General features: G+C 66.0%; 28 protein-coding genes and 1 tRNA gene. 14 read left to right on the top strand and 15 right to left on the bottom strand.

Features of this window, described 5'->3' with window-relative positions; translation table 11 throughout:
• Positions 1-114: 114 nt before the first annotated feature.
• A complete protein-coding gene (locus FQ775_RS18575; protein ID WP_146300425.1) occupies positions 115-696 on the top strand; it encodes a VOC family protein in 582 nt (193 codons plus the stop codon).
• Between the two features lie 23 nt (positions 697-719).
• A complete protein-coding gene (locus tag FQ775_RS18570) occupies positions 720-1,412 on the top strand; it encodes a glutathione S-transferase family protein (protein ID WP_146300424.1) in 693 nt (230 codons plus the stop codon).
• 54 nt (positions 1,413-1,466) lie between these two features.
• Here the strand turns inward: FQ775_RS18570 and FQ775_RS18565 are convergent, their stop codons facing one another.
• Positions 1,467-3,515, bottom strand: a complete 2,049-nt coding sequence (locus tag FQ775_RS18565; protein WP_146300423.1) for a M3 family metallopeptidase — start codon at positions 3,513-3,515, stop codon at positions 1,467-1,469.
• Positions 3,516-3,644: 129 nt separating this feature from the next.
• Here FQ775_RS18565 and FQ775_RS18560 point away from each other — a divergent pair, with 129 nt between their 5' ends.
• Together FQ775_RS18560 and FQ775_RS18555 are read left to right on the top strand one after the other, a co-directional pair.
• Positions 3,645-4,118 (top strand): MarR family winged helix-turn-helix transcriptional regulator, encoded by a 474-nt coding sequence (locus tag FQ775_RS18560; RefSeq protein WP_146300422.1) that lies wholly within the window; start codon positions 3,645-3,647, stop codon positions 4,116-4,118.
• Positions 4,115-5,368, top strand: coding sequence for a multidrug effflux MFS transporter (locus FQ775_RS18555; RefSeq protein ID WP_246730172.1), 1,254 nt, complete (start codon positions 4,115-4,117; stop codon positions 5,366-5,368). The genes FQ775_RS18560 and FQ775_RS18555 overlap by 4 nt, the downstream gene beginning before the upstream one ends.
• Before the next feature lie 11 nt (positions 5,369-5,379).
• Here FQ775_RS18555 and FQ775_RS18550 read toward each other — a convergent pair whose 3' ends face one another.
• From FQ775_RS18550 to FQ775_RS18535, 4 genes are read right to left on the bottom strand one after another with little or no spacing between them, the layout of a single operon-like run.
• The gene (locus FQ775_RS18550) at positions 5,380-6,024 is read right to left on the bottom strand and encodes a carbonic anhydrase (protein WP_146300421.1); all 645 of its coding nucleotides are present in this window, start codon (positions 6,022-6,024) and stop codon (positions 5,380-5,382) included.
• A gap of 50 nt (positions 6,025-6,074) precedes the next feature.
• Entirely contained in the window at positions 6,075-6,851 is a 777-nt protein-coding gene (locus FQ775_RS18545; RefSeq protein WP_146300420.1) for a DUF429 domain-containing protein, read from the bottom strand.
• Entirely contained in the window at positions 6,848-7,726 is an 879-nt protein-coding gene (gene pdxY, locus FQ775_RS18540; RefSeq protein WP_146300419.1) for a pyridoxal kinase PdxY, read from the bottom strand. Before pdxY ends, FQ775_RS18545 begins: the two co-directional genes overlap by 4 nt.
• 3 nt (positions 7,727-7,729) lie before the next feature.
• The gene (locus FQ775_RS18535; RefSeq protein WP_146300418.1) at positions 7,730-7,978 is read right to left on the bottom strand and encodes a hypothetical protein; all 249 of its coding nucleotides are present in this window, start codon (positions 7,976-7,978) and stop codon (positions 7,730-7,732) included.
• A gap of 157 nt (positions 7,979-8,135) precedes the next feature.
• Between FQ775_RS18535 and FQ775_RS18530 the strand changes: the two genes are divergently transcribed.
• From FQ775_RS18530 to ppa, 5 genes are all read left to right on the top strand, one after another.
• Entirely contained in the window at positions 8,136-8,765 is a 630-nt protein-coding gene (locus tag FQ775_RS18530; RefSeq protein ID WP_146300417.1) for a LemA family protein, read from the top strand.
• Positions 8,766-8,839: 74 nt separating this feature from the next.
• Positions 8,840-9,610, top strand: a complete 771-nt coding sequence (locus tag FQ775_RS18525) for a TPM domain-containing protein (protein WP_146302007.1) — start codon at positions 8,840-8,842, stop codon at positions 9,608-9,610.
• A gap of 2 nt (positions 9,611-9,612) precedes the next feature.
• The gene (locus tag FQ775_RS18520; protein WP_146300416.1) at positions 9,613-10,251 is read left to right on the top strand and encodes a TPM domain-containing protein; all 639 of its coding nucleotides are present in this window, start codon (positions 9,613-9,615) and stop codon (positions 10,249-10,251) included.
• Between the two features lie 79 nt (positions 10,252-10,330).
• Positions 10,331-10,840 (top strand): GNAT family N-acetyltransferase, encoded by a 510-nt coding sequence (locus FQ775_RS18515; RefSeq protein WP_146300415.1) that lies wholly within the window; start codon positions 10,331-10,333, stop codon positions 10,838-10,840.
• A 98-nt stretch (positions 10,841-10,938) separates the two neighbouring features.
• Entirely contained in the window at positions 10,939-11,466 is a 528-nt protein-coding gene (gene ppa, locus FQ775_RS18510; RefSeq protein WP_146300414.1) for an inorganic diphosphatase, read from the top strand.
• Here ppa and FQ775_RS18505 read toward each other — a convergent pair whose 3' ends face one another.
• From FQ775_RS18505 to FQ775_RS18495, 3 genes are all read right to left on the bottom strand, one after another.
• Positions 11,467-12,084 (bottom strand): hypothetical protein, encoded by a 618-nt coding sequence (locus FQ775_RS18505; protein ID WP_246730171.1) that lies wholly within the window; start codon positions 12,082-12,084, stop codon positions 11,467-11,469.
• Positions 12,085-12,205: 121 nt separating this feature from the next.
• Positions 12,206-12,520, bottom strand: a complete 315-nt coding sequence (locus FQ775_RS18500) for a DUF167 family protein (RefSeq protein WP_146300413.1) — start codon at positions 12,518-12,520, stop codon at positions 12,206-12,208.
• Between the two features lie 6 nt (positions 12,521-12,526).
• The gene (locus FQ775_RS18495; RefSeq protein WP_146300412.1) at positions 12,527-12,817 is read right to left on the bottom strand and encodes a YggT family protein; all 291 of its coding nucleotides are present in this window, start codon (positions 12,815-12,817) and stop codon (positions 12,527-12,529) included.
• 163 nt (positions 12,818-12,980) lie between these two features.
• On the opposite strand from FQ775_RS18495, the gene FQ775_RS18490 reads away from it, so the two are divergent.
• A tRNA-Ala gene (locus FQ775_RS18490) sits at positions 12,981-13,056 on the top strand.
• Between the two features lie 76 nt (positions 13,057-13,132).
• Here the strand turns inward: FQ775_RS18490 and FQ775_RS18485 are convergent.
• Positions 13,133-13,378 (bottom strand): aminopeptidase, encoded by a 246-nt coding sequence (locus FQ775_RS18485; protein WP_146300411.1) that lies wholly within the window; start codon positions 13,376-13,378, stop codon positions 13,133-13,135.
• Between the two features lie 213 nt (positions 13,379-13,591).
• Between FQ775_RS18485 and FQ775_RS18480 the strand changes: the two genes are divergently transcribed.
• The 3 genes from FQ775_RS18480 (at position 13,592) to FQ775_RS18470 (ending at position 16,702) form a co-directional block, all read left to right on the top strand.
• The gene (locus FQ775_RS18480; protein WP_146300410.1) at positions 13,592-14,374 is read left to right on the top strand and encodes a class I SAM-dependent methyltransferase; all 783 of its coding nucleotides are present in this window, start codon (positions 13,592-13,594) and stop codon (positions 14,372-14,374) included.
• Between the two features lie 45 nt (positions 14,375-14,419).
• The gene (gene betI / locus FQ775_RS18475) at positions 14,420-15,082 is read left to right on the top strand and encodes a transcriptional regulator BetI (protein WP_146300409.1); all 663 of its coding nucleotides are present in this window, start codon (positions 14,420-14,422) and stop codon (positions 15,080-15,082) included.
• Between the two features lie 198 nt (positions 15,083-15,280).
• Positions 15,281-16,702: an aminotransferase gene (locus FQ775_RS18470; protein ID WP_146300408.1), complete on the top strand. Its 1,422-nt coding sequence runs from the start codon at positions 15,281-15,283 to the stop codon at positions 16,700-16,702.
• Positions 16,703-16,717: 15 nt separating this feature from the next.
• Here the strand turns inward: FQ775_RS18470 and FQ775_RS18465 are convergent, their stop codons facing one another.
• Entirely contained in the window at positions 16,718-17,806 is a 1,089-nt protein-coding gene (locus FQ775_RS18465; RefSeq protein ID WP_146300407.1) for a citrate synthase, read from the bottom strand.
• A gap of 80 nt (positions 17,807-17,886) precedes the next feature.
• Here FQ775_RS18465 and FQ775_RS18460 point away from each other — a divergent pair, with 80 nt between their 5' ends.
• A complete protein-coding gene (locus FQ775_RS18460) occupies positions 17,887-19,095 on the top strand; it encodes a citrate/2-methylcitrate synthase (RefSeq protein WP_146300406.1) in 1,209 nt (402 codons plus the stop codon).
• Here FQ775_RS18460 and FQ775_RS18455 read toward each other — a convergent pair.
• From FQ775_RS18455 to FQ775_RS18435, 5 genes are all read right to left on the bottom strand, one after another.
• Positions 19,092-20,294: an aromatic ring-hydroxylating oxygenase subunit alpha gene (locus FQ775_RS18455; RefSeq protein WP_146300405.1), complete on the bottom strand. Its 1,203-nt coding sequence runs from the start codon at positions 20,292-20,294 to the stop codon at positions 19,092-19,094. The two genes, FQ775_RS18460 and FQ775_RS18455, sit on opposite strands and share 4 nt — an antisense overlap.
• A 154-nt stretch (positions 20,295-20,448) precedes the next feature.
• A complete protein-coding gene (locus tag FQ775_RS18450; protein ID WP_146300404.1) occupies positions 20,449-21,516 on the bottom strand; it encodes an extracellular solute-binding protein in 1,068 nt (355 codons plus the stop codon).
• A gap of 53 nt (positions 21,517-21,569) precedes the next feature.
• Entirely contained in the window at positions 21,570-22,376 is an 807-nt protein-coding gene (locus FQ775_RS18445; RefSeq protein WP_146300403.1) for an ABC transporter permease, read from the bottom strand.
• The gene (locus FQ775_RS18440; protein ID WP_146300402.1) at positions 22,373-23,266 is read right to left on the bottom strand and encodes an ABC transporter permease; all 894 of its coding nucleotides are present in this window, start codon (positions 23,264-23,266) and stop codon (positions 22,373-22,375) included. Before FQ775_RS18440 ends, FQ775_RS18445 begins: the two co-directional genes overlap by 4 nt.
• Complete coding sequence (locus tag FQ775_RS18435) at positions 23,263-24,384, bottom strand: ABC transporter ATP-binding protein (RefSeq protein ID WP_146300401.1); 1,122 nt, start codon at positions 24,382-24,384, stop codon at positions 23,263-23,265. Before FQ775_RS18435 ends, FQ775_RS18440 begins: the two co-directional genes overlap by 4 nt.
• Positions 24,385-24,576 lie beyond the last annotated feature (192 nt).

Genomic DNA, 24,576 nt, shown 5'->3' with positions numbered 1-24,576 from the left:
TCCGTGGCGTCGCCGGTGGCCTTCGCGCCATGATGTCGTTGCCGCCGAGGAACATCGCCGCTGCGCACAGCAGCCGAAACCGGACAAGTGCCGAAACGCAGGAAGGAGGCCCGCATGCAGAAACTCCAGTCACAGGGCGTGCACCACATCACGCTGGTCGGCGCGGATCGCCAGACCTCGATCGATTTCTGGGAAGGCGTCCTCGGCATGCCGTTCATCTTCGAGCAGCCCAATCTCGACAAGGCGAGCGAAAGTCACCTCTACTTCGATCCGGGCGACGGGCGGCTGATCACGATCTTCACCGACGAGGAGCGCCGACCCGATCCGGAGCGAACTTCCACGGGGATCGGCTGCGTCCACCACATCGCCTTCAACGTGGCGCGTGTCACCTTCCTGCAGGCGGTAGAGCGGCTCGATGAAAGGAAGATCAATCACAGCGGGGTGAAGGATCGCGGCTTCATGGACTCGATCTACTTCCAGGACCCGCTCGGGCTGCTGATCGAGCTCGCTTCCTACCGGTTCGAGCCGCCGCACGGCTTCACGCATGCCGACGTCCTGATGGAGGCGCATGGTGTCCGCGTCGCGCGTGGCGACTACAATATCGCCGAAATTCACCTGGCCGACGCGATCGAGGCAATGATCAAACGTTCGCGCGCGTCGCTCTCGGACGACCGGTCGGCGAAAGACCCGTACTGAGCCAAACCAGAGGGAGGACGGAAATGGCCGATATCAAGCTCAACGTCATCAAGCCAAGCGTGAACAACATGGCGGCGCGTGTCTTTGTCCGCGCCGCCGGCCTGACTTTCGATGAGAACGACGTCTACGGGCAGACGCGCTCCGACGACTTCCTTGCCCGCAACCCGGCGCATCTGACGCCGATGATCGAGGCGAAGGCCCTTCCGAAGGGCGCCTTGTGGGAAAGCTGCGCGATCATGCAGTATCTGTGCAACAAGCACGGGCTAGAGCAATTCTACCCGACAGATCCGGAGCGGCGCGCGATGATCGACAGCGCCATGTTCTATCTGATCGGCACGCTCTATCCGCACCTGGCGCGGGCTACCTACCCGGCGCTGGGGTTTCCGCAATATGCCGGCGAAGTTGGTGCCAGCGAGGCCGGTGCGGCTGAAAAGGAGACGGCGCGCAAGGCGGCCGCCGATGCGCTGGCGGAGCCGCTCTCGGTCTTCGAGCGGTTCTATCTCGACGGGAAACCGTTCATCGGTGGCGACGCTCCTTCGATCGCCGACATCCGGCTTGCCTCCACGCTCGAATTTCTGGCGGCGATCGACTACGCGCTGCCGGGCTGGGCGTCGGACTATGTCAAGCGCATGGAAGCGACACTGGGCGACGCCTATGCCGAGCCGGCAGCCGACGTTCGCGGCTACATCGCCTATGTGAAGTCGCAGAAGGCCTGAGGCAGCAAGGGCATTCAACAGCCACCGCTTTGTCGGCCGGTGGCTAGGCCAGGCTCAGGCCAGCCCGCGCTTCTCCATCATCGCCTCGGGCGATGGCATGCGGCCGCGAAAAGCGAGGTAGAGCTCCTCGGGGTCGCGGCTGCCGCCTGCGGCGTAGATGTGCTCACGCAGCTTGGCGGCGCGTTCGGGGTCGAACGGGTCTCCCGTTTCCTCGAAGGCGCGGAAGGCGTCAGCGTCGAGGACTTCCGACCACATGTAAGAGTAGTAGCCGGCGGAATAGCCGTCGCCTGAGAAGACATGCAGGAAGTGCGGCGTGCGATGGCGCATGGCGATCGCTTCCGGCATGCCGAGCCGCTGAAGTGTTTCGGCTTCGAAACGAAGCGGGTCGGCCGGTGCATCCTCGCGGGCATGATAGGTCATGTCGACCAGGGCGGAGGCGGTGAACTCGATCGTGGCGAAGGCAGCGTCGTAGTTGCGCGCCGCCTGCATGCGCTCGGCGAGTTCTGCCGGCATCGGCTCGCCGGTGCGGTAATGACGCGCATGCCGGTCGAGCACGTGCGGCACCGTCAGCCAGTGCTCGTATAGCTGCGAGGGCAGTTCGACGAAATCGCGCGACACCGACGTGCCGGAGACCGACGGCCAGGTGACATCGCTCAGCATGCCGTGAAGGGCGTGGCCGAACTCGTGGAACAGTGTGCGCGCCTCGTCGAGCGACAGCAGGGCTGGCTGCCCCTCGGGCGGTTTCGCGAAATTCATGACATTGAAGATGATCGGCTTCGAGCCCTCGCCGAGCGTCCAGGCGGAAGCGAGCCGGCTCATCCAGGCCCCGGACCGCTTCGAGGGGCGATTGAAATAGTCGGCGAGAAAGACGGCGCGGTGCGAACCGTCGGCGTTGAACACCTCGAAGACGCGGACATCCTCATGCCAGGCCGTGACGCCGTGGCGTTCCTCGAAGGCGATGCCGAACAGGCGCGTGGCGACGTCGAAACAGGCTGCGATGACGTTTTCGAGCTGGAAATAGGGTTTGAGGGCGCTGTCATCGAAGGCGAAGCGCTCGATGCGCAGCTTCTCCTGGTAATAACGCCAGTCCCAGGCCGCGATCCGCTCGTTGAGCCCGTCCTCCGCGGCAAGGCGCTGCAGTTCGGCCTGATCGGCGGCGGCCTTCAACCGGGCCTTCTCCCAGACCGGGTCGAGCAGACCGAAGACGGCGTCCGGCGATTTGGCCATGGTGTCGTCGAGCTTCAACGCGGCGTAGCTGTCATAGCCGAGCAGCCTCGCTTTTTCGGCCCGCAATTCGAGCGTCCTGCGCACGACCTCGCCATTATCGCTTTCGCCGCCCATGGCGCCACGCGACACGAAGCCCGTGAACGCCTTCTCGCGCAGGTCGCGTCGTTGCGAAAGCTTGAGAAACGGCTCCATGATCGACCGCGAAAGCGTCACGGCGAAGCATCCGGACTGGTCTCGGGCTTGCGCCGCCGCGGCCATGGCATCGCGCAGGAACTCCGGCAGGTCCTCGACGTCGCCGGCGTCGAGGAACAGCGCCCAGTCGCGTTCGTCGGCGAGCACGTTCTGGCCAAAGCGGGCGCCGAGACCGGCGAGCTCCTCGTTGATGGCCGCCAGGCGCTTCTTGTCGGCATCACCAAGTTGAGCACCCGAGCGGACGAAACCTTTCCAGGTCAGTTCGAGAACGCGCGCGGTCTCGGGGTCGAGCCCGAGTTCGGCGCGGCGGGCATAAAGCCCGTCGATGCGCGCAAACAGGCGCTCGTTCATCGCGATGGCTGAGAAATGCCGCGCCATCTTCGGCGATATGTCGCGCTCCAGTTCCTGGATGGCCTCGTTGGTGTGGGCGCCGGCCTTGCACCAGAAGATCGCCGATATGCGCGACAGCGGCAGGCCGGCGAGTTCGAGGGCGGCGAGCGTGTTTTCGATCGTGGGCGGCGCCGCGTTCGACGCAATCTGCTCGATCTCGCGGTCGTGGGCGGCGAAGGCGGCTGCGAAGGCGGGCGCGAAATCAGCGTCGGTGAAGGCGGAAAAGTCCGGAAGGCCGAGCGGGCCGGTCCACGCGGAGAGCGGATGGGTATCGAGATCGATCGCGTGCGTCATCGGCCTGGCTGTTCCTGTGGTATGTCGTCCGGCGGCACCGATGTAGGCCCCGGCGATGTCGGGCGCAATGGCTTGACGACGGCCGGGCGGGATAATAAGTAAACCTTATTATCAGGAAGGCTTAGTATCGTGCCGCACAACATCGACCCCGACACCTTCGGTTTCGTCGTCGGGGACATTTCCCGCCTGATCCGCTCGGAGATGGAACGCCGGATCGCCGATGCGGGCCTCGCGGTCACGCCCGGCGAGGGACGGACCCTTGCCAATATTGCCCGCATGGGCACCGTGCGCCAGAACGTGCTGGCCGAGCGGATGGGCGTCGAGGCGATGACGCTGTCATCCTATCTCGACCGGCTGGAGGCGCGCGGCCTCGTCGGGCGCGAGCCCGATCCCGCCGACCGGCGTGCGAAGCTCGTCAGCCTGACGGCCTCGGCCGACGACGTGCTGCTGCAGATCCGCGAGATCGGCGAGGACATCCGCGCCGATCTTTCGCGGGGTGCGACGCCGGACGAGTGGAACGCGCTGGTGGAGACGCTGAAGCGCATCCGCAACGGCCTCGTCGAGTTACGCAGCGGCGCCAGCGACGAGGGGCGGGCGGCATGAACGTCATGGCCGGGGAGCCGGCCCGACCACTGATGTCGGAACGGCGTGTCGGACTGATCGGTGCGCTGCTTGTCGCCATCGGTCCGGTATCGATGGCGCTGTTCACGCCGGCAATGCCCGAGATCGTACGCGCCTTCGGGACCACCGAGGCGGCAGTGAAGATGACGTTGTCGCTTTATTTTGCCGGCTTTGCTTTTGCGCAACTGGCCTGCGGCCCGCTGTCGGATGGCTACGGCCGCAAGCCGGTGACGGTTGCGTTCATGGGCATCTACCTCGCCGCCAGCCTGCTGGCACTCGCAGCGCCGACGATCGAGGTGCTGATCGCGGCGCGCTTCCTGCAAGGCATCGGCGCGGCCGTGGGGGTCGCGATTGCACGCGCCGTGGTGCGCGACCTGTTCGTCGACGAGCGCGCGGCCCGGATCATGAACCTGATCGGCATCATCCTCGCCATCGGACCGGCGCTGGCGCCGACGATCGGCGGCGTGACGCTGCAGCTGGCCGGCTGGCACGCCATCTTCGTGCTGATGGTGCTGATGGGGCTAACGGTGGTCATCGTGACCCAGGTGAGCCTGCGCGAAACGGTCGTTCGAGACCCTTCCCGTATACGGCCGGCGGCGCTGCTGCGCTCCTACGCCTCGCTGCTCGGCAATGCCTATTTCATGCTGTCGACGCTGGTGATCGCCGGCACCATCGGCGCGCTCTACACACAGGCAACCGTACTGCCGTTCATTCTCATGGACCGGGTCGGGCTGACGCCGACGGAGTTCGGCATGGGCATGCTGATGCAGTCCGGGATGTTCTTCGCCGGCTCGCTGGCGGTGCGCCAACTGATGCGATTGATGCCGGCAGCGCGGCTGGTGCCGATCGGGCTTGCCTGCGTCGGTTCAAGCAGCGTGGCGATCGCCATCCTGCTCAGAACCTTCGAGCCCACCTTCCTGACGGTGATGGGGCCGGTCGGCGTCTATGCCTTCGGCATCGCCTTCGTCATGCCGGCCATGTCCGTTGCCGCCATGGCGCCGTTTCCGCGCATAGCCGGGTCGGCCTCCTCCGTGACGGGCTTTTTCCAGATGGGAGCCGGGCTCTTGGGGGGCACGCTCACGGCGCTGATCGGCGAGCCGGTGCTGGCGATGGCGATCGTGATCCCGGCCATGGGCGCCACCGCGATCCTGTGCTGGATCGTCTGGCGGCTGCTGCCGGAGCCGGCGCCGATGACGGTGACACCGCCGCGGCACAGCGGGCCGGTCGCCTGACGAGCTGCGGGTCAGTCCAGCTCGGGACGCTGGAAGTCGCCGGTCTCGCGGTTCATCACCCAGAGTTCGCCGGACGAGATGTCGAACCAGGCGCCGTGCAAGGTGAGCCTTCCCTTGTCCTCGAGGATCTTGACGCAGGGAAAGCTGCGCAGATTGGCGATCGAGTAGCGGATCGAGATGCGTTCGAGCGCCGTCTGGCGTTCGCCCGAGGTCATCAGGCTGTTGCCGGCGACGGCCTCTGCGGCGGGTGCCACGAGGCCCATCCAGCGGCCGATGAAATCGCCCGGCGACAGCGGCTCGGCGGTCGGGTCGAGTGCTGCCCGGATGCCGCCGCAGCGGCCATGGCCAAGGATGACGATATGCTTGACCTTCAGGCTCTGGACCGCGAATTCGAGCGCGGCCGATGTCGAATGGTGGCGGTCGTCCGGCTCGTAGGGCGGCACCAGGTTGGCGACGTTGCGCACGACGAAGAGCTCACCGGGGCCGGTGTCGAAGATGGTCTCCGGCGCGGCGCGTGAATCACAGCAGGCGATCACCATGGTTTCCGGCGACTGGCCCTTGGCGGCCAGTTCGCGGTAGCGCGCCGTCTCGGCCGCGTAGCGGCCGGACATGAATTGCCGGTATCCGGAAAGAAGTCTCTTGGGCAGATGGTCCATGGCGTCCGTTATCGGGAGATTTCGCTTCGGGTCAATCGGAAAGGCAAGGCTCAGGCGTGAATGGCGATGGGCAGGCCGTGGGCATCGCGGCCCGGCGGGTCGGGAAACGAAATCGCCTCACCCCGTGCGAACCGATGCGCCGTGAATAGCACGGCGGCCGCGTCGAGGAGGTCGTCCTCTGCCGCGCCGCGCGGCGGCGGGCTGTCGAGAAAGGCGCGCGGCAGCCCGCTGGCGGCGAGCAGCGCCTTGCGTTCCTGCATGCCGGCCGGGTTCACGCGGCCCTTGATCTTCTTGGGCAAAGCCATCGGCTGGCTGCCGGCCAGCCGCCAGAAGGCGATCTCGGGATGGGCCTCGATGACGCGGTCGGCGAGCCCGGGTCGCTCGCGCAACAGGCCATCGAGCTCGCGGATTTTCGGGAAGATGCCGAAGGCCTGGATGGAGACCGCGCGCGGCGGGTCCGACGTCTCTCGCGCGACGGCGTTCGCCCGGCGGTGGGCGGCATACCATGCCTCGATGGTCGTGAAGCCGGCAGGTTCGGCGTAGACCGCGGCGCGCGAGGGGATCGAAAAGACGCTCGACTGGCGCTGGCCGAGCCGGGCGCGGACCAGCCGTTCCGGACCGCGGCCGCCGTCGCCGCAACGCTCCGGCAGCCCGATCGGCATGTCGACGGCGACGACGGCATCAGCCGGCAGCGCATCGATCAGGCCGGCGAAGTCGGCAAATATTGCTGCGTGCGGCCCGGAACCGGGAGCGAGCACGACCGCAACCCAGCCTGCCTTGCAGCCGTCGACCCCGGCGATCGTGCGATCCGCCGCGGCGAGGCTCATGCCGGCCGGTCCCGCTCCGGCTCGCGAAGGTGGCGGAGCTGCACCATCGCCATCGGATGCGAGAGGCTCGCAGCGTCGGTTTCGATCTGCAGCTCGTCACCGCCACGGCCGACGGTGCGCGCCAGGATCTCGAACACCGAGGCCGTCGTCGACTTCAGCGCCTTGTCTTCCTTGTCGCCGGCCAGAAGCCGGGCCAAGAGCAGCGCCGCGGTGAGGTCGCCAAGTCCGTTGGGCGGCCGCTCGATCACCCGGTGTTCGGCGAGCCAGGCATTGTCAGCCGTCACCAGCAGATTGGCGGTGCCGCCGGCCATCATCGCCGGCGCCGAGGTCACCAGCATGGTGTTCGGTGCGGCATCGCGCGCCGCGTCGATCACGGCGTCGCGGCTGTCGAGGCTGCGGCCGAGCAGCCATTCGAGCTCATACCGGTTGGGGGTCGCGATGTCGGCGACCGGCAGCAACTGATCGCGGATCGCCTCGGCAAGACTTTCGGCGACATAAAGGCCGCCGGTATCGCCGATCACCGGGTCGCAGACGAAGCGCGCCGCCGGGCGACGCGCCTTCACCGCCGCGACCAGGGAGCGCACCGCCGCGGCCTGCGCGGGGCTGCCGAGATATCCGGAAAGCACCGCCCCGACCTCGCCGATCCATGGTGCGTTTTCGAGGTCCTTCAGGAGAGAGGCAAAGGCATCGTCCTCGGGGACGATGCGGGTCGCAGGGCCGTGGCCCGGGTGCCAGGGCAAGGTCACGGTCGGCACGGCCCAGACCGGGTGGCCGAGCGTTTCGAGCGCGAAGACGGCGGCGCGGTTGCCGACCGAGCCGCGCGCGACATGGCTCGAGATCACGATGACTGCGTCGCGGCCGCCGTTCTGCGCCATGGCTCAGCCGCCGAAAAACATCGAGGACAGCCAGCCGACGAGCACAACAAGCAGGATCAGCCCGAGGATGCGGCCGATGCGCGTTCCCCAGAGCTCGATCCAGTCCTCCTGATCGGCATCGCTTGCCTCGACATGATCGCGCACCTTGCGCGTCGCGCGCGTCATCAGCGAGCCGGACGGATCCGACTCCTGGCCGATACGGTTCAGGATGCGCCGGGCTTCCTCGTCGTCGCGATTGTCTTTGCTGGCCATCGCTCGTCACCGGGGTTTCGATCGCTTCTAGCGAATTCGTGCCGACAGGCACAGAGGTTTTGCCCATGGCCGCCTCGTCGTCGTGCCGGCGCCGAAGCCGCTTGCAACCGTCCGGCGCCGCGATACTCTGCCGACGTGCCACCGGAGGAACCACCGCATGTCCACCGCATTCGCCGTGCCGTCACGACAGGCCCGCAACCTGCTGGCGATCCTGTTGCTGGCGCCGCTGTTGGCAGCCTGCGGTTTCAACACCATCCCGACGGCGGAGGAGCGGGCCAAGGCGGCGTGGAGCGAGGTGCTCAACCAGTATCAGCGGCGCGCCGACCTCATTCCCAACCTGGTGGAGACGGTCAAGGCCTATGCCGCGCATGAGCGCGAGGTCCTGGAGGCGGTGGTGGAAGCGCGCGCCAAGGCGACCGACGTGACCATTTCGCCCGAGATGCTGGCCGATCCTGAAGCCTTCAAGGCGTTTCAGGAAAGCCAGTCGGCGCTGACCGGCGCGCTGTCGCGGCTTCTGGCGGTGGTCGAGAACTATCCCGATCTCAAGGCCAACCAGAACTTCCTGGCGCTGCAGGCGCAGATCGAGGGTACCGAAAACCGCATCGCGGTGGCGCGGCGCGACTACATCGAGGCTGTGCGCGTCTACAACACCTCGCTGAAGACGTTCCCGTCGATGATCTGGGCCTGGCTCTGGTTCACCGACAACGCGCCCTATCAGAATTTCACGGTGGCCGACGACAAGATCGAGGCGCCGAAGGTCGATTTCGGCACCAAGCAGGGCGGCTAGGAACGGCCTGGCGGGGGCGGATCGTGAGACCCTGGCTTCCCCACGGCGGCGCATGGCCGGTCCTGCTCCTGGCCATGGCGTTGCTCTGCCCGCTCATGACGGGCGTGAAAGCGGGCGAACTTCCAGCCCTCACCGGCCGTGTCGTCGACAATGCCGGACTGATCGACGCCGCGACCGAAACCGACCTTATCGCGACGCTGGCCGCCTTCGAGCAAAAATCCTCCGACCAGATCGTGGTCGCCACCATCGAGAGCCTCGACGGCGAGGCGATCGAGCCGTTTGCGAACCGGCTTTTCCGTGCCTGGGGGCTCGGGCAGGCGGGCGAGGACAATGGCGTGCTGCTGCTGGTGGCCAAGAACGATCGCCGTATGCGCATCGAGGTTGGCTACGGGCTGGAAGGCACGCTGACCGACCTGCATGCCAAGCTGATCATCGAAAACACGATGGTGCCCGCCTTCCGCGCCGGCGACTTTGCCGGCGGCATCTCGCGTGCCGTCGACGACATCATCACCGTTTTGGAAGGCAATGCCGCCGAGCTTGAGGAACGCGCCGAACGCAACCAGCCCTCGGGCTGGAATTTCGAGCCGGAAATCATCTTCATCATTCTCTGGTTCGGGCTGTTTTTCGGCGCCTTCGGCTTCGCGCTGTTCGCGCGCATCTTCGGAAAGAAGATCGGCCCGGGCCGCTATCGATGGCTGGGCATCGAGGTGACCTACGGCTCCTCGGGCGGCTCGTCCTCCGGCAGCTACTCCTCGGGCGGGTCGAGCTGGTCGTCGGGAAGCAGCGGCGGCTTTTCGGGCGGGGGCGGCTCGTCCGGCGGCGGCGGCGCATCGGGGAGCTGGTAGCCATGGGCAGCGACGTTCTTTCCCCGGAAGACCGGGAACAGATCACACGGGCGATCCGCGACGCGGAAACACGGACCTCCGGCGAGATTTACTGCGTGCTCGCAAGGCAGAGCGACGATTATTTTCTCGCGGCGGCCTTCATGCTGGCAGTCGGCACGCTGGTCGCCAGCCTTGTCGCAGCGTTGGCGGTGGAAATGCTCTGGCTCGGCGTCAGGCTGCCGCACTTCGTCCTGGCGCAATGCGCTGCGCTGGGGCTCGGGCTCGTCGTGATCTGGTGCCTGCCGGCCGTGCGCATCCATCTTGTCCCGCGCCGCATGCGCTACCGCCGCGCGCACGAAAACGCCGCGCGCCAGTTTCTGGCCCACAACGTCCATGTCACGCGCGAGCGGACCGGGGTGCTGGTGTTCCTGTCGCTGGCCGAACGATATGCAGAGATCGTCGCGGATGAGGGAATCAACGCGGTCGTTCCGCAGGAGACCTGGAACGAGATGGTCGCCGGGCTGACCGCCCAAGCGCGCGGCGACCGGATCGCGCAGGGCTTCAGCGAAGCCGTCGGCAAGGCCGGCGCGCTGCTCGCCGCGCATTTTCCGGCGCGCGAGCCCGAGCCGAACGAACTCCCCGACCACCTCGTCGTGATCTGAGGCTTTCCTCCAAAGATTGCCGGACAGGCTGCAAGGCGGCTTGCCGGAGGACGCGTCGCGGCGTTATGGTTAACAAATCATGAAGACCGCGCTGACCATAGACATCCGCCGCGCCGAGGAAAGTGACGCCTCGGCGATCGCGGACGTGCATATGGAAGCCTGGCGCGGTGCCTATGCGGGCATCATTCCCTACCGGGCGCTGGCGAAGATGATCAACCGGCGCGGCGCCGCCTGGTGGGCGAGCGCCATACGGCGTGCCGCCTCGGTGCTGGTGGTCGAATGCGGCGGCGAGATCGCCGGCTATGCCACGCTCGGCCGCAACCGGGCCCGCGAACTGCCGCAGCAGGGCGAGATCTACGAGCTCTATCTGCGCCCGCAATATCAGGGCGTCGGTCTCGGGACGCGGCTTTTCGCCGAGGCGCGCGACAAGCTCGCCGCGCATGGGCTGAAGGGCCTCGTCGTGTGGGCGCTGGAGGAAAACGGCAACGCCGTTTCCTTCTATCAGGGCGCCGGCGGCCGCGATGTCGCCGAAGGCGTCGAGGTCTTCGACCAGAAAGCAATCCGCAAGATCGCCTTCGTCTGGGACTGAACGGCCGGCGTTGCCGCCGGTCGGGGAAAGCGACCGCGCCGCTTGTGTTGCAGTGCACAAATCGCTATGCGCAGGGCTGACCTGAAGGAGCCGCGCCCATGCGTATCGATGCCATTGCCATCGGCAGCAATCCGCCCGAGGACGTCAACGTCATCGTGGAGGTGCCGGTCGGCGGCCAGCCGATCAAATACGAGATGGACAAGGAAGCCGGCACGCTGGTGGTCGACCGCTTCCTCTATACGCCGATGACCTATCCCGGAAACTACGGCTTCGTGCCGCACACGCTTTCCGGAGACGGCGACCCGATCGACGTGCTGGTCTGCAACACGCGCCAGCTCATCCCGGGCTGCGTGATCAATGTTCGCCCGATCGGCGTGCTGATCATGGAAGACAATGCCGGCCAGGACGAGAAGGTCATCGCGGTGCCGTCGCCACACCTGACGCGGCGCTACGAGGACGTCGACAACTTCACCGACCTGCCCGAGATCACGCTCAAGCAGGTCGAGCATTTCTTCGAGCACTACAAGGATCTGGAAGCCGGCAAGTGGGTCAAGATCGGCGGCTGGCACGATGCCAGCGTCGCCCGCACGATGATCGTCGAGGCGATCGAGCGGGCCCGCCGCTGATCAGTTCTCGGCTCGGTTGAAGGGCGGCAGCGGCAGGCTGCCCTGGTCGATCACCGGCTGGTCGGCGCCGCAGGCAAATTCGCGCGCCTGAAGGTCGGCGATCCTGCGCGCCTTTTCATTGGCATCCGGATTTCCCGTCGCCACGACATATCCGACCGCGCAGCCGTCGCGCTCGTGAGGCTGGCCGACCTTTTCCACGACCAGCACCTCGATGTTTTCGCTGGCATCGTCCGGATCGCTGACGAACCAGCGATGGATGGTGGCGAAGGGGACGGCGCCATTGCCGTCGGTCTCCAGGCGCCACTCGATCTTCGGGCCGGTGGAGTTGAAGGCGTCGAAGCTTTCCCACACCGGGGCGAGGTTGCCGGCCGGCGGAAAGCCGTAAAACAGCGATTCGCGCGCGTCGCCGTAATAGATGAAGACCGGATAACCGCGATAACCGTTGCAGACCAGATTGGCCCAGTCGCCGCCCTCGTCCCGGTCGGCGGCGGCGAAGGTGGTGCAGTCACGGTCGGCGACAAGGTCGGTATAGGCACTGGAGACCTCGCCGGCGGCCGCGGCGGTCCAAAGCATCGCGCCGACGGCTGCAAGCAGCAAGATGTTCGGTTTCGGCAGCATCTCCGGCCCTCCATCAGCTCAATCCGACAGTAGCGCCGAACGGGGACAAGGTCACCGCGAATTGCGTCATTGTCCTGGTGGTTCGCCTGTCGAGGCGCGGGATCGCGCGATGGTTGCAGCCTTACCGGGCCAGTTCGGCAAGCGCTTGCGAAAGGTCCCGCGCGTCGCCGCTGATGCGGACGGTCTTCAGCCTCGCCGTCGCTCCGGAAATGATCTCGACCCGGCTGATGCCGATGCCGAGCCGACTGGCCAGCAATCGCGCCAACGCCGCGTTGGCCGCGCCCTTTTCGGGAACGGCGCGCACACGTGCCTTGAGATATTGCCTCCCGGAGGAATCCTCGGCCACGCCTTCAATGGCGTCGGTGCCACCGCGCGGCGTCAGGCGGACGGCTATTTCCACGCAGTCCTCGCGCTGGCGCAGGAAGCCGTCGGCCAAGGCGGATCAGAGCAGCGCCGGGGCGATCGTGGTGCGGATGAACTCGCGCAGGAAAAACAGGATCAGGAGCAGGATGATCGGCGAAATGTCGATGCCGCCGAGATCGGGCGTGAAGCGGCGGATCGGCCGCAATGCCGGCTCGGTCACCCGGTAGAGGAAATCGCCGATCGTGGCGACGAACTGGTTGCGGCCATTGATGACGTTGAAGGCGAACAGCCACGAAAAGATCGCCGAGGCGATGATCAGCCACCAGTAGATGTCGATCGCCAGAAGGATGGTCTGGATCAGGGCGAGCATCAGCGTCTCCGTTCGGTTTCGCGAGATGTAGCCATTGAGGGCCGACGCGGCAAGTCGCGCGCGCAAATCGCCGGCCAGCGGGCGTTCGGCGGCATCGCGAGATGCCGTCAACCGGCGCTTGACAGAAAAGGGCGCGCAAACGTAAATGCCGCCACCGTCGGACGGGGCTGTAGCTCAGCTGGGAGAGCGCGTCGTTCGCAATGACGAGGTCAGGGGTTCGATCCCCCTCAGCTCCACCAACGGCGGTCTTTTCCCATGTTCCTGGCGCCCGGTTGAACCCTCGCGGTCGCGTGCGATCTCACGATCGGCGCCGTGCTAGCGGCCCGCCTTGCCGAGCTTCGCCAGCCAGTCGCGACCGATCCCGCGGTCGCGGATGACGGCGAGCGGATCCTCCGCGTCCAGGCGTGAGCAGATGCGGTAGACTTCCAGAACCTCGGCGCTCATCTCGCTGCGCTGATAGAAAAACATCGCCGCCGCGTAGCGCGCGCGGCCGGACCACTCTTCGCCGGGGGGCGTTGCGATCAGCGTCCAGTTGCGTGCGGTCTCGTCGTTTTCGTCCATGAGCGCAGGTTCCTTGGCACCGTTGCGAGTGAGCGTCCGAAAAGAACTATCCAATCCGTGCCGAAGATTCTCGTCCGCCACTTGGCTCGGACTTTCTGCCACGATGCAAGGATATCGTCCACATCCTGAATGAATGTTCAGCAAGCGATATTGTATTTTCGGTAACAGATGCTAGGCTTTGAGCAGTACTGGACGGTCCGAAGCGCGCGGGAAATGACCGAACTTGACCCGGAATATGATGGCGATGCCATCCGGTTCCTCGAGACCCTGTGGGGGGACGGATTTTTGTCACCCGGCGGTCCGGAGGAAGTCGACCGCGTTCTGGCCGGACTGACGCTTGACGGTCTCTCGGTGCTCGATGTCGGCTGCGGGTCCGGCGGCATCACCATCCATCTGGCCGAACAGCACAGGGCGGGGCAGATCACCGGGTTCGATGTCGAGCTGCCGGTGATCGAGGCGGCGAGGCGGCGCGCGTCGGAGAGGGGGCACTCCGACCGCGTCCGCTTCGTCCAGGCGCCGGCGGGCCGTCTTCCTTTCGCAGATGCCGAGTTCGACGTCGTCTTTTCCAAGGACGCGCTGGTGCACGTGCCGGACAAGGAGGCGATCTTCGCCGAGATATTCCGGGTGCTTAAATCGGGCGGCACCTTTGCCGCGAGCGACTGGCTGACCTCGCATGACGGTGAGCCCTCGCCCGACATGAAGGGCTACCTCGCCGCCGAGGGCCTGAGCTTTGGCATGGCCTCGCCCGACCGTTATCGCCGGGCTATGGAGCATGCGGGCTTCACCGATATCGTCACCGTCGACCGCAATATCTGGTATCGCGAGGTGGCCCGCGAAGAACTGGCGCGGCTGCAGGGCCCGCTTTACGAGGCGGCAAGCCGGGCCGCCGGGGCCGATTATGTCGACAAGAACATCCGCACCTGGACGGCGATGCTCAAGGTGCTTGACAGCGGGGAACACCGGCCTACGCATCTGCGGGCGACAAAGCCGGCGTGACACAACGCGACGGCGACGCCCGGGATCGGTGACAGCGGAGTGCCCATGAAAAACCCATCGCCAGACGCAGCCGCAGAGGGCGAACGCAAGGGGCGCAAGGCGTCCAAGGAAACGCGCCGGCTGCAGCTCATCGAAGCGACGATCGATTCGCTGGCAAGGCGCGGCTACTCCGAAACCACCATGGCCGACGTCGCGGATGGCGCCGGCCTGTCGCGCGGCATCGTTAACTTTCATTTCGAGAGCAAGGAGAAGCTGCTCGTCGCCACGCTGCAGCACATGTCGGAAGAATATGCCGGCCACTGGCGCAGCGCCCTCAGTAAGGCCGGTACCGACCCGGCCGAACGCCTCCTGGCGCTGGTGTCGGCGGATTTCGACCGTTCGATCTGCAACAAGCGCAAGCTGGCGGCGTGGTGCGCCTTCTGGGGCGAGGCGAAGTCGCGCCCGACCTACCAGGCGCTGTGCGGGTCGCGAGACGAGGCCTATCAGGACGTGCTCGCCTCACTGTGCGGCGCGCTGATCGAGGAGGGCGGCTATCGGCTGGACGCCCGCAACGCGGCCATCGCCCTCGACGCGCTGCTCGAGGGGTTGTGGCTCAGGCTGATGATGGCCAGCAGCGGCATGGCCCGCCAGACGGCACTGGACGCGGCGAAGACGGTGCTGGCGACGATGTTTCCGAAACATTACGGATCCCATACGGCAGCTGCCTAGACGCTGCCGCAAGGACGGCGGAGCGACAGGGAAAGAGGCTTCCCCGGTTCGCCCGGTGACACGTCAGGCCAGCGTTGAAATCACGGCCCTTCTCTGCGATATTGATTGAACGGACATTCAATATAGACCGTGGCAGCGTTCGATTCCGGGGACTTGGCGATCGACGGCAACGAGGTCACGGGCGGGCAGAGCAAGTGCATGGCAGTCTCCAAGAGGGCATCGTCGTCCCCGGCAAGCAGTGGTGAGGCGGCGTTTGAACCGACCAGGGCGGCCCGGCGCCATCTGGTGCAGCCGTGGCCGGTGGCGGGCGAGATCGGCGACGAGGCGCGGGGGCTGATCGGCGAAGGCGACGGCGTCCACGTCAGCGACGGCGAAGGCAACTGGCTGATCGACGGCCCGGCCGGCATGTGGTGCGTCAATGTCGGGCACCGCCGGCGCGAACTCGCCGAAGTGCTCCACGACCAGGCGATGGCGCTTTCCTACAACTCGCCCTGGTACACGATGAACGAGCCCTCGGCCCGGCTGGCGGAAAGGATCGCGGCGCATGCGCCGGGCGATCTCGACCATGTCTTCTTCACCACGGGCGGGTCGACGGCGGTCGAAAGCGCACTGCGCTTCATGCAGTTCTACAACAATGTTCGCGGCCGGCCGGAAAAGAAGGTGATCCTGAGCCGTGGCGGTGCCTATCACGGCTCCACCTTCCTTTCGGCTTCCCTCAACGGCAGGCCGCGCGACCGCGACTGGATGGACGGCGTCGACGATCTTGTCGTGAAGCTCTCCTGTCCCGACCCGTTCCGGCGCCCGGCCGGCATGAGCGTCGAGAGTTTCTCGGACAAGCTCGTCGCGGAGTTTGCCGAAACGGTCGAGCGCATCGCCGCGGAGCGGATCGGCGCCTTCGTCGGCGAACCGATCATGGCCTCGGGCGGCGTCATCGTGCCGCCGCCGGACTATCTGAAACGCATTGCCGCGATCTGCCGCGACAACGACATCCTGTTCGTGTCCGACGAGGTGGTCACGGCTTTCGGGCGGCTGGGCGAGGTCTTTGCCTCGCAATCGGTGTTCGGCATCGAGCCCGACATAATCACATTCGCCAAGGGCGTGACCTCCGGCTATTTCCCGCTTGGCGGCATGGTGGTGTCGGCACGGCTGTTCGACGAGATAAGACGCTCGAACCGCTCCGAGGCGATGTATGCGCATGGCCTCACCTATTCGAGCCATCCGGTCGGCTGCGCCGTCGCGCTCAAGAATCTCGATCTGCTCGAAGGCGGCATCCTGGAGCATGCGCGCGAGATCGCGCCCTATTTCCAGGACCGGCTGAAGAGCCTGGAGGAGTTGCCGCTGGTCGGCGAGGTGCGCGGCGCCGGCCTGATGGCCTGTGTGGAATGCGTGGCCGACCGCGAAAGCCGCAACCCCCTCACCCTCGACAAGGAAGTGGGCAAGCGCATCGACGCCCACTGCCATGAGCTCGGGCTCCTGGTGCGGCCGCTGATCCATATGTGCGTGATGTCGCCGCCGCTGATCATCACGCGCGAGCAGATCGACCGCATGGTCGCCATCCTGCACGAGGGTATTTCGCGCACGATGGACGACCTGCGGCAGGAAGGTCTCTGGAACGGCTGAGCCCCTGTCGCGCCTTCAGACCGGGACAGGTCCCGTGTAGGAGGAGGCCGGCCGCAACAGCCGGCCGGTGCGCTGCTGTTCGATGGCATGCCCGACCCAGCCGGCAACCCGAGCCGTGGCAAAGACAGGCGTGAAGGCGTCGCGGGGGATCGCGAGCGCATCGAGCATGATCGCGGTGTAAAACTCGACATTGGTGTCGAGCGGACGGTCGGGCTTGGCCCTTGCCAGGGCGGCACGCGCATACGCCTCGACTTCGGCGGCAAAGCCCAGATCGACCGCGCCGGCCTTCAGCGTGGCGACGGCGCGGCGCAGCACATCGGCACGCGGATCGCGCACCCGATAGATGCGGTGGCCGAAACCCATCAGCCGGTCGCCGCGGGCAAGCGCCGCGTCGATCCAGGGCGCGATGCGGTCCGGCGTGCGAATCTCGTCCAGCATAGCCAGCACCGGCCCCGGCGCGCCGCCGTGGAGCGGACCGGTCAGGGCGCAATAGGAGGCGGTAACGGCCATGAAGAGATCGGCCCCGGTGGAGGCGACGACACGGCCGGCAAAGGTCGACGCGTTCATGCCGTGGTCGGAGGCGGTAACCAGATAGGCATCCAGGGCGGCCGCTTCCGCGGTTGTCGCCGGTTCGCCGCGCAGCATGTGCAGGAGGTCGGCAGCGTGTCCGGCCTGGGGATCGGGCGCGACGGGCGCCTTGCCGGCCGCCTGGCGGACGAGCGCGGCGGTGATGACCGGCATGGCGCCCGCGAGCATTGCGGCGTCTGACGAATCCTGCTGTGACCGCATCGCCGCCAGCGCTGCGCGGAAGCCGCTGGCGACCTCAGCGCCGCGCGTGACCGCGAGAATGGAGGGAAGCCGCTCGTGGGCGGCCAGGCGAGCTGCACCAAGCTTTGCGCGGACGGTTTCGCCGGAAATCGCCTCGCCGCTCGCAAGCGACCAGAGCCGGGCCGTGATGGTCTCGAAGCTCGTGCAAGGAACGAGGTCGCCGACAGATGTTCCCGCGATCAGCAACTCGCCGCGCTCGCCATCCACATGCGACAGCGCAGTGGCGGCGGCAACGACGCCATCAAGTCCCTCGGGATGTTTGGGATGAACCGTCATGGCCGTGCTCCTTCGTTTCGCTCGTCGCGCGAAGATGAGGAGACTTTTCATATTGATCAATCTTGATTAAGCTAATCAATATGAAAAACTTGCCGGAACCTCTTTACCTCTCGGCGCGCGAGGCGGCGGCCGAACTGGCGATCTCGCCGGCGTCGCTTTATGCCTATGTCAGCCGCGGCATGATCCGGTCCGAACCGGAGCCGCAGTCGCGCGGCAAGCGCTACCGCGCGGAAGACGTGCGGGCCCTCAAGAACCGGCGCGCGCCGCCCGCCGGCGTCGCGCGGGCGGGCGAGGCGGATATGCCGGTGCTCGATACCGCCATCTCGACCATCACCGAGGCCGGCCCGCTTTATCGCGGCGTGCACGCGGTGGCGCTGGCGGATCACGCGACGCTCGAACAGGCGGCCACGCTGCTCTGGGACACAAGCGGTCCCGATGCGTTCGCCGCCGGCAACCTTCCGGTGATGAACGCGGCCATGTGCGCGATCGTCTCCGCGACAGCGGAGGCGGCGGCGATCGAGCGGGCGATCGCCGTCCTGGCACTGGCCGGCGACGCCGATCCGACCGCTTTCAACCGTTCCGCCGACGGGCGCGCGCGGACTGGAGCGCGGCTGATGCGTCTGGTCGCTGCAACGATCCTCAAGACGCAACCTTCATCCTTGCCGCTGCATCGCCAGATCGCGCAGGGATGGGCGCCCGGCAATGCGGCTGCGACCGACCTTATCCGGCGCGCACTGGTGCTTCTCGCGGACCACGAACTCAATGCCTCGACCTATACGCTACGGTGCGCGATCTCGACCGGGCTCAACATCTACGACGCGGCAATCGCCGGGCTGGCCGCGCTGAAAGGCCCGAAGCACGGCGGCGCCGGCCCGCGCGCCGCCCATCTGGTCAAGGATCTGGCTGACGGGAGCCTGGCGTCGAAGGTACGGGAGCGCGTGTCGACGGGAGAGCGCATTCCCGGCTTCGGGCATTCAGTCTACAAGAATGGCGATCCCCGCGCAGCGTATCTTCTTGCGGCATTGTCGAAGGCGGGCGCCGAGGAAAGGCTGGCCGCCGAGGCGCCGTCCCTGATCACCGAGGCAACGGGGCTTTATCCCAATATCGACTACGCGCTCGCGGTCATGATGCGACTGCTGGGCCTGCCGATCGGCCACGAGACGGCGCTGTTCGCGATGGCGAGGACCGCCGGCTGGGTCGCGCATGGCATCGAGCAGCTGCGCGCCGACACGCTGATCAGGCCCCGGGCGCGCTACGTCGGCCCGGCGCCGCGCGGATCCACGGATTAGCGCTTGCGCGCCAGCATCGCGCTGTTGAGGGTCGCCATTTCGTTCTCGGCCGGCGCGTGCTCCTGTTCAAGCACAGGCAGCACCGCCCGCATATGGTCGTGGTGCGTGCGGACCCCGTATTCGAGGTCGGAAAGGAAGAAGCCGGAAAAGGCCTTCGAGCGCATGGATTCGTTCGACCAGATGGTCAGCTGGACGTCCTCCTCCATCGTGTCGCGGTCGATCCGGTAGGCAAGGTAGCGCGCCGCGGCCTGGCGCCTGTCCTCGTCGCGGTAGCGGTAGACGGCACCGCGCAGCAGGGTTTCGCCGGTCGACAGCGGAAACTCCTGGTAGAACTGGCAGCTTTCTGGAGTCAGCCCGATCACAGCGTTGGGGAAGAGCCCGTAATAGACCCAGGCCTTGCGAAGGTTGTCGGGCAGGTTTTCGGCCTGCGGGGCGATGTTGATGTAGTTGCGCACGCTCCAGCGCCGGCCGGCATGAGGATTGTAGGTCGCAAAAGCGCGGCAGACGCCGTCGACGAACGGCTCGTCATAATAGCTTGCGCCATAAAGGTCCTGCAGCGCGGGGTGCGCCATCGCCACATGGTAGCCCTCATTGTCGACATCACGCACCGACTTCCAGTTGACCGGGGAGGTCTGGGTCCAGATGCCCGCCGTGGGCACCATGTCTGCGGTGTCGTAGTGTGTGATCTCGGGTTCGAACGGCTTCATGAGCCGCGCCACCGGCGGCTGCGGCCCCTCGCGAAACCGGATGAAGACAAAGCCCATCCAGATTTCCAGTTCGAGCGGCATGAGGCCGAAGGCGGCCTTGTCGAGTTCCGGAAAGGAGCGCGGACGCGCGGCGCCGCGCAGCGTGCCGTCGAGGTTGTAGACCCAGCCGTGGAAGGGACAGACAAGCGCGTTGCGGCAGTGCCCCTTGTCGTCGGCCACGACGCGGCTGCCGCGATGACGGCAGATATTGTGGAAGGCGCGCACGATGCCGTCCTGACCGCGCAGCACGATCGCCCGCTCGCCGACGGCGTCGAGCGTCATGTAGTTGCCCGGCTCGGGAATGTCGGAGACATGACCGACGATCTGCCAATGCGTGCGGAAGAGATGCTCCCGCTCCAGCTCGAGCAGTGCCTCGCTGTGATAGGCCCAGCCGGGGAGCCCGGCGCGGTCCCAGTCATTGGGCGTGGAGATGTCCCGCGCAGGCGCAGTCACGGCGAACCTCGTCTATAATGATTGAACGTTCATTCAATATAGCAGGCTTTGCCGTTCCCAGGCAATGCCTTGGGAAAAACCCGAGTTGATCCATACGAATCAGAAAAGGCGCCTGGCGGGCGGAGGCCCGCCCGCCGGCGCATTGGAGCAGCGATCAGGACTTCAGCTTGGTCCAGACGCGTTCGCGCAGGTCACGCGACTTCTCCGAGCAGGCTTCGTAAGGCCGCAGCCGCTCGCCATACTCCTCCGGCGTATTGACCGCGGGATCGCCGCGCAGGTCTTCCTTGAGGAACTCGCCGGAACCCTTGATGGCATTGGAGTAGCCCGTGTAGTTCGACGCCTCGGCGGCGATCTCCGGCTTCATCATCCAGTTGATGAAGGCCTTGGCGTTTTCCAGGTTGGGCGCGCCCTTCGGTACCGCCATGGCATCGGTCCAGAAGGTGGTTCCTTCCTTCGGGTAGACATAGACGACGTCGGGCTTCTTGGCCTTGACGCGGTGGGCGGCGCCGTTCCACTGCATGTGGACCGCGACCTCGCCGGCGACCATGCGGTCGATGGTGCCGTCGTTGGAGTAGAGCTTGACGTGCGGCTTCTGGGCCATCAGCAGATCGAGAATCTGCTGGGCCTCGGCCGCGTCCTCGGTGCATTTGCTGATGCCGAGATAGTAGGCGCCCGCGTTCCACACGTCAGACATCTCGTTGAGCATGGCGATGTTGCCCTTGAGCTCGTCGGCGGGTTCGAACACCGCCTTCCAGCTCTCGGCCAGTTCGCCGCCCGGCACCATCGCCGGATCGTAGGTGAAGCCGGTGGTGCCCCACATGTAGGGCGCGGAGAAGACCCGTTCCTCGTCGCCGGCGATGGTCTGGTGGGCGTCGAGGACGTTGGCGAAATTCTCCATCTGGTTGACGTCGATCTTTTCGAGCAGGTCCTGCTTGACCATCACGCCGAGCGTCGTGGTGCCCGGAAAAATGACGTCGTAGCCGGCACCGCCGGCCTGCAACTTGGCGAGCAGGTCTTCTTCGGAGGCGTAGTTGTCGATCGAAACCTTGGTGCCCGTCTCCTTCTCGAACCGCTCGAGCAGCGATGGCGGGAAGTAGTTGGACCAGTTGTAGAGGCGCAGTTCGCCGTCGGCCGATGCCGTCGTCGCGGAAGCTCCGACAATGGCAAGTGCCGCAACGCCGGCGCAAAGCGCCAGCGGCAGTCTCTTCTTTCGGGTGGTCATGCTTTCTCTCCTTCTCCTGGCGTGTCGACGAGCCTTGATTGCTGCCACCGGGCTCATCCCGAACGGTGATCCGACCGGCCCAGGAACAGCGACAGCGAAACCAGGGCGATCGAGACAAGCAGCATGAGAGCGGAAATGGCGTTGACCTCCGGCGTGACGCCCGTCCTGACGAGGCCGAAGATGTAGATCGGCAGAGTTGTGGAGCCAGCGCCGCCAACGAAGAAGGTCGTCACGAAATCGTCGAGCGAGATGATGAAGGCCAGCACCAGGCCGGACAGGATGCCCGGCGTCAAAAGCGGCAAGGTTACCTTGATGAAGGTCTGCCCCGGGCCGGCATAAAGATCGGCCGCGGCCTCGCCGAGCTTGGGATCGAGCCCTTCGAGCCGGGCCCGGATCGGCAAATAGGCGAAGGGGATGCAAAAGACGGTGTGGGCGATCATGACCGTGCCCAGACCGAGCGTGACGCCGAGGCTGGCGAAGAACATAAGCGTTGCGACCGCCGGCACGATTTCGGGCACGGTGATCGGCAGGGCGATCAGCGCGTTGACGCCGGTCTGCCCGGCAAAACGGGTGGTCGCCATGCGCACGGCGGCAAGCGTGGCAAGCGCGGTCGCGGCCAGCGAGGCAACGGTGGCAATCAGCAGCGAGTTGCCGGCGGCGCGCAGCATGGCGTCGTTTTCGAACGCCATGGCGTACCATTCGAGCGAGAAGCCGGTCCAGACGGTGACGACGCGGTTTTCGTTGAAGGACAGCGCGACCAGTATGAGGATCGGCAGGTAGACATAGGCAAAGAAAAGGGCGGCGGCGAAAGCCAGCCCCGGCCATCGCCGCGCGTCGCCAGCGGCCTGCCGGGCGCTCATGTGACCCCTCCGGCGCGGCGGCCGCGCAGCGCATAGATGGTCATTGCGATCAGGACCAGTGCCAGCAGGAAGAGGCCGAGCGCGGCCCCGAAGGGCCAGTTTCGCGCCGAGCCGAACTGGTGGCCGATGAGATTGCCGATCATCAGCGTCTTGCCGCCGCCGAGAAGCTCAGGGGTCACGTAGGAGCCGAGCGCCGGCACGAAGACAAGAATGCAGCCGGCGATGATGCCCGGCATCGCCAGCGGCAGGATCACGCGCCGCAGCGCCTGCCAGCGATTGGCGTAGAGGTCGAAGGCGGCCTCCACCAGCCGCAGGTCGATCTTCTCGAGGCTGGCATAGATCGGCAGCACCATGAAGGGCAGAAACGAGTAGGTGAGCCCGACGGCGACGGCGAACTGGTTGTGGAGCAACGGCAACGGCTCGGAGATGATGCCAAGCGACAGGAGGAGCCCGTTGATGGTGCCGTGATCGCGCAGGATCAGGATCCAGGCGTAGTTGCGTACCAGAAGGTTGGTCCAGAACGGCAGCGTGACCATGAAGACCAAAAGGGTCCGCCAGCGCTCAGGCCGCGTTGCCATGAAGAACGCGGTCGGAAAGCCGACAAGAAGGGCGATGACCGTGGTCACCGCCGACAGCCAGACGGAGCGCAGGATGATCGACAGGTAATTGAAGCTCCAGACCAGGCTGTCGTCGAGCTGGCGCTCGAAGATGAAGCGCAGCCAGGCGTCCGCGGTCAGTTCGCCCCAATGGACGCCGCCGCCATAGCTGCGCGCCTGGATCGATATCCACGCCATCATCGCAAGCGGAATGACCATGAAGATGACGATGGCGAGGGCAGCCGGGCCGACGAGGGCCAGGGTCGCCAGCCGGCGTTTGCGCGCCAGCTTCATGCGCTGTCCTCGGCGATCACCGCGACGGCGTCCGGGCGTGCGCTCCAGCCGATCCGGTCACCGGGGCGCCAGGCCGGCTCGTGGCCGTCGCTGTTCTGGGCCCGGGCCCGCATGCGCGAGCCGTCGCCGAGCGTGAAATGGTAGATCGTGTCGGTGCCGTGATAGACGACATTTTCCAGCCGGCCGGTCAGATCGCCCGTCGGCGGCCCGAGCGTTATGCGCTCCGGTCTGATGGCAAGGGTGAGGGGTTGACCCTCGCTCGTGCCCGGTGCCCGGTCGAAGCGGATCGGCCCGACGCCGGCGATGTCGGCGACGCATTCCGTTTCGCCGCAGCGGCTGACCGACCCTTTCAGGAAATTGATGTCGCCGATGAAGTCGGCGACGAAACGATGCGTCGGGTGGTTGTAGATCTCGCGCGGCGAACCGATCTGCAGGATGTCGCCCTGGCTCATCACCGCGACGCGATCCGACATCGTCAGCGCTTCCTCCTGGTCGTGAGTGACGAAGACGAAGGTGATGCCGGTTTCGGTCTGCAGGCGCTTCAATTCGACCTGCATTTCCTTGCGCAGCTTGAGGTCGAGCGCCGAGAGCGGCTCGTCGAGAAGCAGGACCTTCGGCTTTGGAGCCAGCGCGCGAGCAAGCGCGACGCGCTGCTGCTGGCCGCCGGAAATCTCGCTGGTCTTGCGGTCCTTCATCGCCTCCATGCGCACCAGCCGCAGCATTTCCTCGACAGTGGCGGCGACCTCGTCGCGCGGACGCTTGAGCATCTGCAGGCCGAAGGCGACGTTTTCGCTGACCGTCATGTGCGGGAACAGCGCATAGCTCTGGAAGACGGTGTTCACCGGCCGGCGGTAAGGAGCGAGATTGGCGATGTCCCTGCCTTCGAGCAGGATCTCGCCGCTCGAAGGCGCCTCGAAGCCGGCAATGAGGCGCAACAGCGTGGTCTTGCCGCAGCCCGAAGGCCCGAGCAGGGTGAAGAATTCGTTGGTCCGGATGTCGGCGGTGACGCCCTTCAGGGCGACGAAGGCGTTGACGCCGCTGCCGAAGGCCTTGCCGACATTGCGCAATTCGATCGAGCTTGCCACGTCTGCTTGTGCAGCCGGTACGGCATCCGGCATCCGCGTTCCACCTCCGCTTGCGGCCGCGTTCCCTCGCGGCGTCTTTTGGCACGACCATGAAGCCAGTGCCAATCTGAACGTTCTAACTTATTCTTATGTCAGAGAAATCATCATACATACTGAATATACGTTCAGCAACTACCTTGATGCGAATGACTGTCTGCGGTGCGTCGACAGCGCCCTGTTTGCCGT

The organism is Nitratireductor mangrovi, from assembly GCF_007922615.2.
In the GTDB taxonomy this organism is placed as follows: Bacteria; Pseudomonadota; Alphaproteobacteria; order Rhizobiales; family Rhizobiaceae; genus Mangrovimarina; species Mangrovimarina mangrovi.
The sequence above is the reverse complement of the archived record's forward strand: the minus strand, read 5'-3'. Positions and strand labels throughout refer to the sequence as shown.

Bases quoted from the DNA above. Each gene is read 5' to 3' on its own strand.
- FQ775_RS18520 (WP_146300416.1), top strand. From the start codon at position 9,613: ATGGGCAGCGACGTTCTTTCCCCGGAAGACCGGGAACAGATCACACGG.
- FQ775_RS18535 (WP_146300418.1), bottom strand. From the start codon at position 7,978: ATGGCCAGCAAAGACAATCGCGACGACGAGGAAGCCCGGCGCATCCTG.
- FQ775_RS18565 (WP_146300423.1), bottom strand. From the start codon at position 3,515: ATGACGCACGCGATCGATCTCGATACCCATCCGCTCTCCGCGTGGACC.
- FQ775_RS18435 (WP_146300401.1), bottom strand. From the start codon at position 24,384: ATGCCGGATGCCGTACCGGCTGCACAAGCAGACGTGGCAAGCTCGATC.
- FQ775_RS18525 (WP_146302007.1), top strand. From the start codon at position 8,840: ATGGCGTTGCTCTGCCCGCTCATGACGGGCGTGAAAGCGGGCGAACTT.
- FQ775_RS18450 (WP_146300404.1), bottom strand. From the start codon at position 21,516: ATGACCACCCGAAAGAAGAGACTGCCGCTGGCGCTTTGCGCCGGCGTT.
- FQ775_RS18515 (WP_146300415.1), top strand. From the start codon at position 10,331: ATGAAGACCGCGCTGACCATAGACATCCGCCGCGCCGAGGAAAGTGAC.
- FQ775_RS18505 (WP_246730171.1), bottom strand. From the start codon at position 12,084: ATGCTGCCGAAACCGAACATCTTGCTGCTTGCAGCCGTCGGCGCGATG.
- betI (WP_146300409.1), top strand. From the start codon at position 14,420: ATGAAAAACCCATCGCCAGACGCAGCCGCAGAGGGCGAACGCAAGGGG.
- FQ775_RS18440 (WP_146300402.1), bottom strand. From the start codon at position 23,266: ATGAAGCTGGCGCGCAAACGCCGGCTGGCGACCCTGGCCCTCGTCGGC.
- pdxY (WP_146300419.1), bottom strand. From the start codon at position 7,726: ATGGCGCAGAACGGCGGCCGCGACGCAGTCATCGTGATCTCGAGCCAT.
- FQ775_RS18575 (WP_146300425.1), top strand. From the start codon at position 115: ATGCAGAAACTCCAGTCACAGGGCGTGCACCACATCACGCTGGTCGGC.
- FQ775_RS18530 (WP_146300417.1), top strand. From the start codon at position 8,136: ATGTCCACCGCATTCGCCGTGCCGTCACGACAGGCCCGCAACCTGCTG.
- FQ775_RS18570 (WP_146300424.1), top strand. From the start codon at position 720: ATGGCCGATATCAAGCTCAACGTCATCAAGCCAAGCGTGAACAACATG.
- FQ775_RS18465 (WP_146300407.1), bottom strand. From the start codon at position 17,806: ATGACGGTTCATCCCAAACATCCCGAGGGACTTGATGGCGTCGTTGCC.
- ppa (WP_146300414.1), top strand. From the start codon at position 10,939: ATGCGTATCGATGCCATTGCCATCGGCAGCAATCCGCCCGAGGACGTC.
- FQ775_RS18555 (WP_246730172.1), top strand. From the start codon at position 4,115: ATGAACGTCATGGCCGGGGAGCCGGCCCGACCACTGATGTCGGAACGG.
- FQ775_RS18470 (WP_146300408.1), top strand. From the start codon at position 15,281: ATGGCAGTCTCCAAGAGGGCATCGTCGTCCCCGGCAAGCAGTGGTGAG.
- FQ775_RS18445 (WP_146300403.1), bottom strand. From the start codon at position 22,376: ATGAGCGCCCGGCAGGCCGCTGGCGACGCGCGGCGATGGCCGGGGCTG.
- FQ775_RS18460 (WP_146300406.1), top strand. From the start codon at position 17,887: ATGAAAAACTTGCCGGAACCTCTTTACCTCTCGGCGCGCGAGGCGGCG.
- FQ775_RS18480 (WP_146300410.1), top strand. From the start codon at position 13,592: ATGACCGAACTTGACCCGGAATATGATGGCGATGCCATCCGGTTCCTC.
- FQ775_RS18485 (WP_146300411.1), bottom strand. From the start codon at position 13,378: ATGGACGAAAACGACGAGACCGCACGCAACTGGACGCTGATCGCAACG.
- FQ775_RS18495 (WP_146300412.1), bottom strand. From the start codon at position 12,817: ATGCTCGCCCTGATCCAGACCATCCTTCTGGCGATCGACATCTACTGG.
- FQ775_RS18545 (WP_146300420.1), bottom strand. From the start codon at position 6,851: ATGAGCCTCGCCGCGGCGGATCGCACGATCGCCGGGGTCGACGGCTGC.
- FQ775_RS18550 (WP_146300421.1), bottom strand. From the start codon at position 6,024: ATGGACCATCTGCCCAAGAGACTTCTTTCCGGATACCGGCAATTCATG.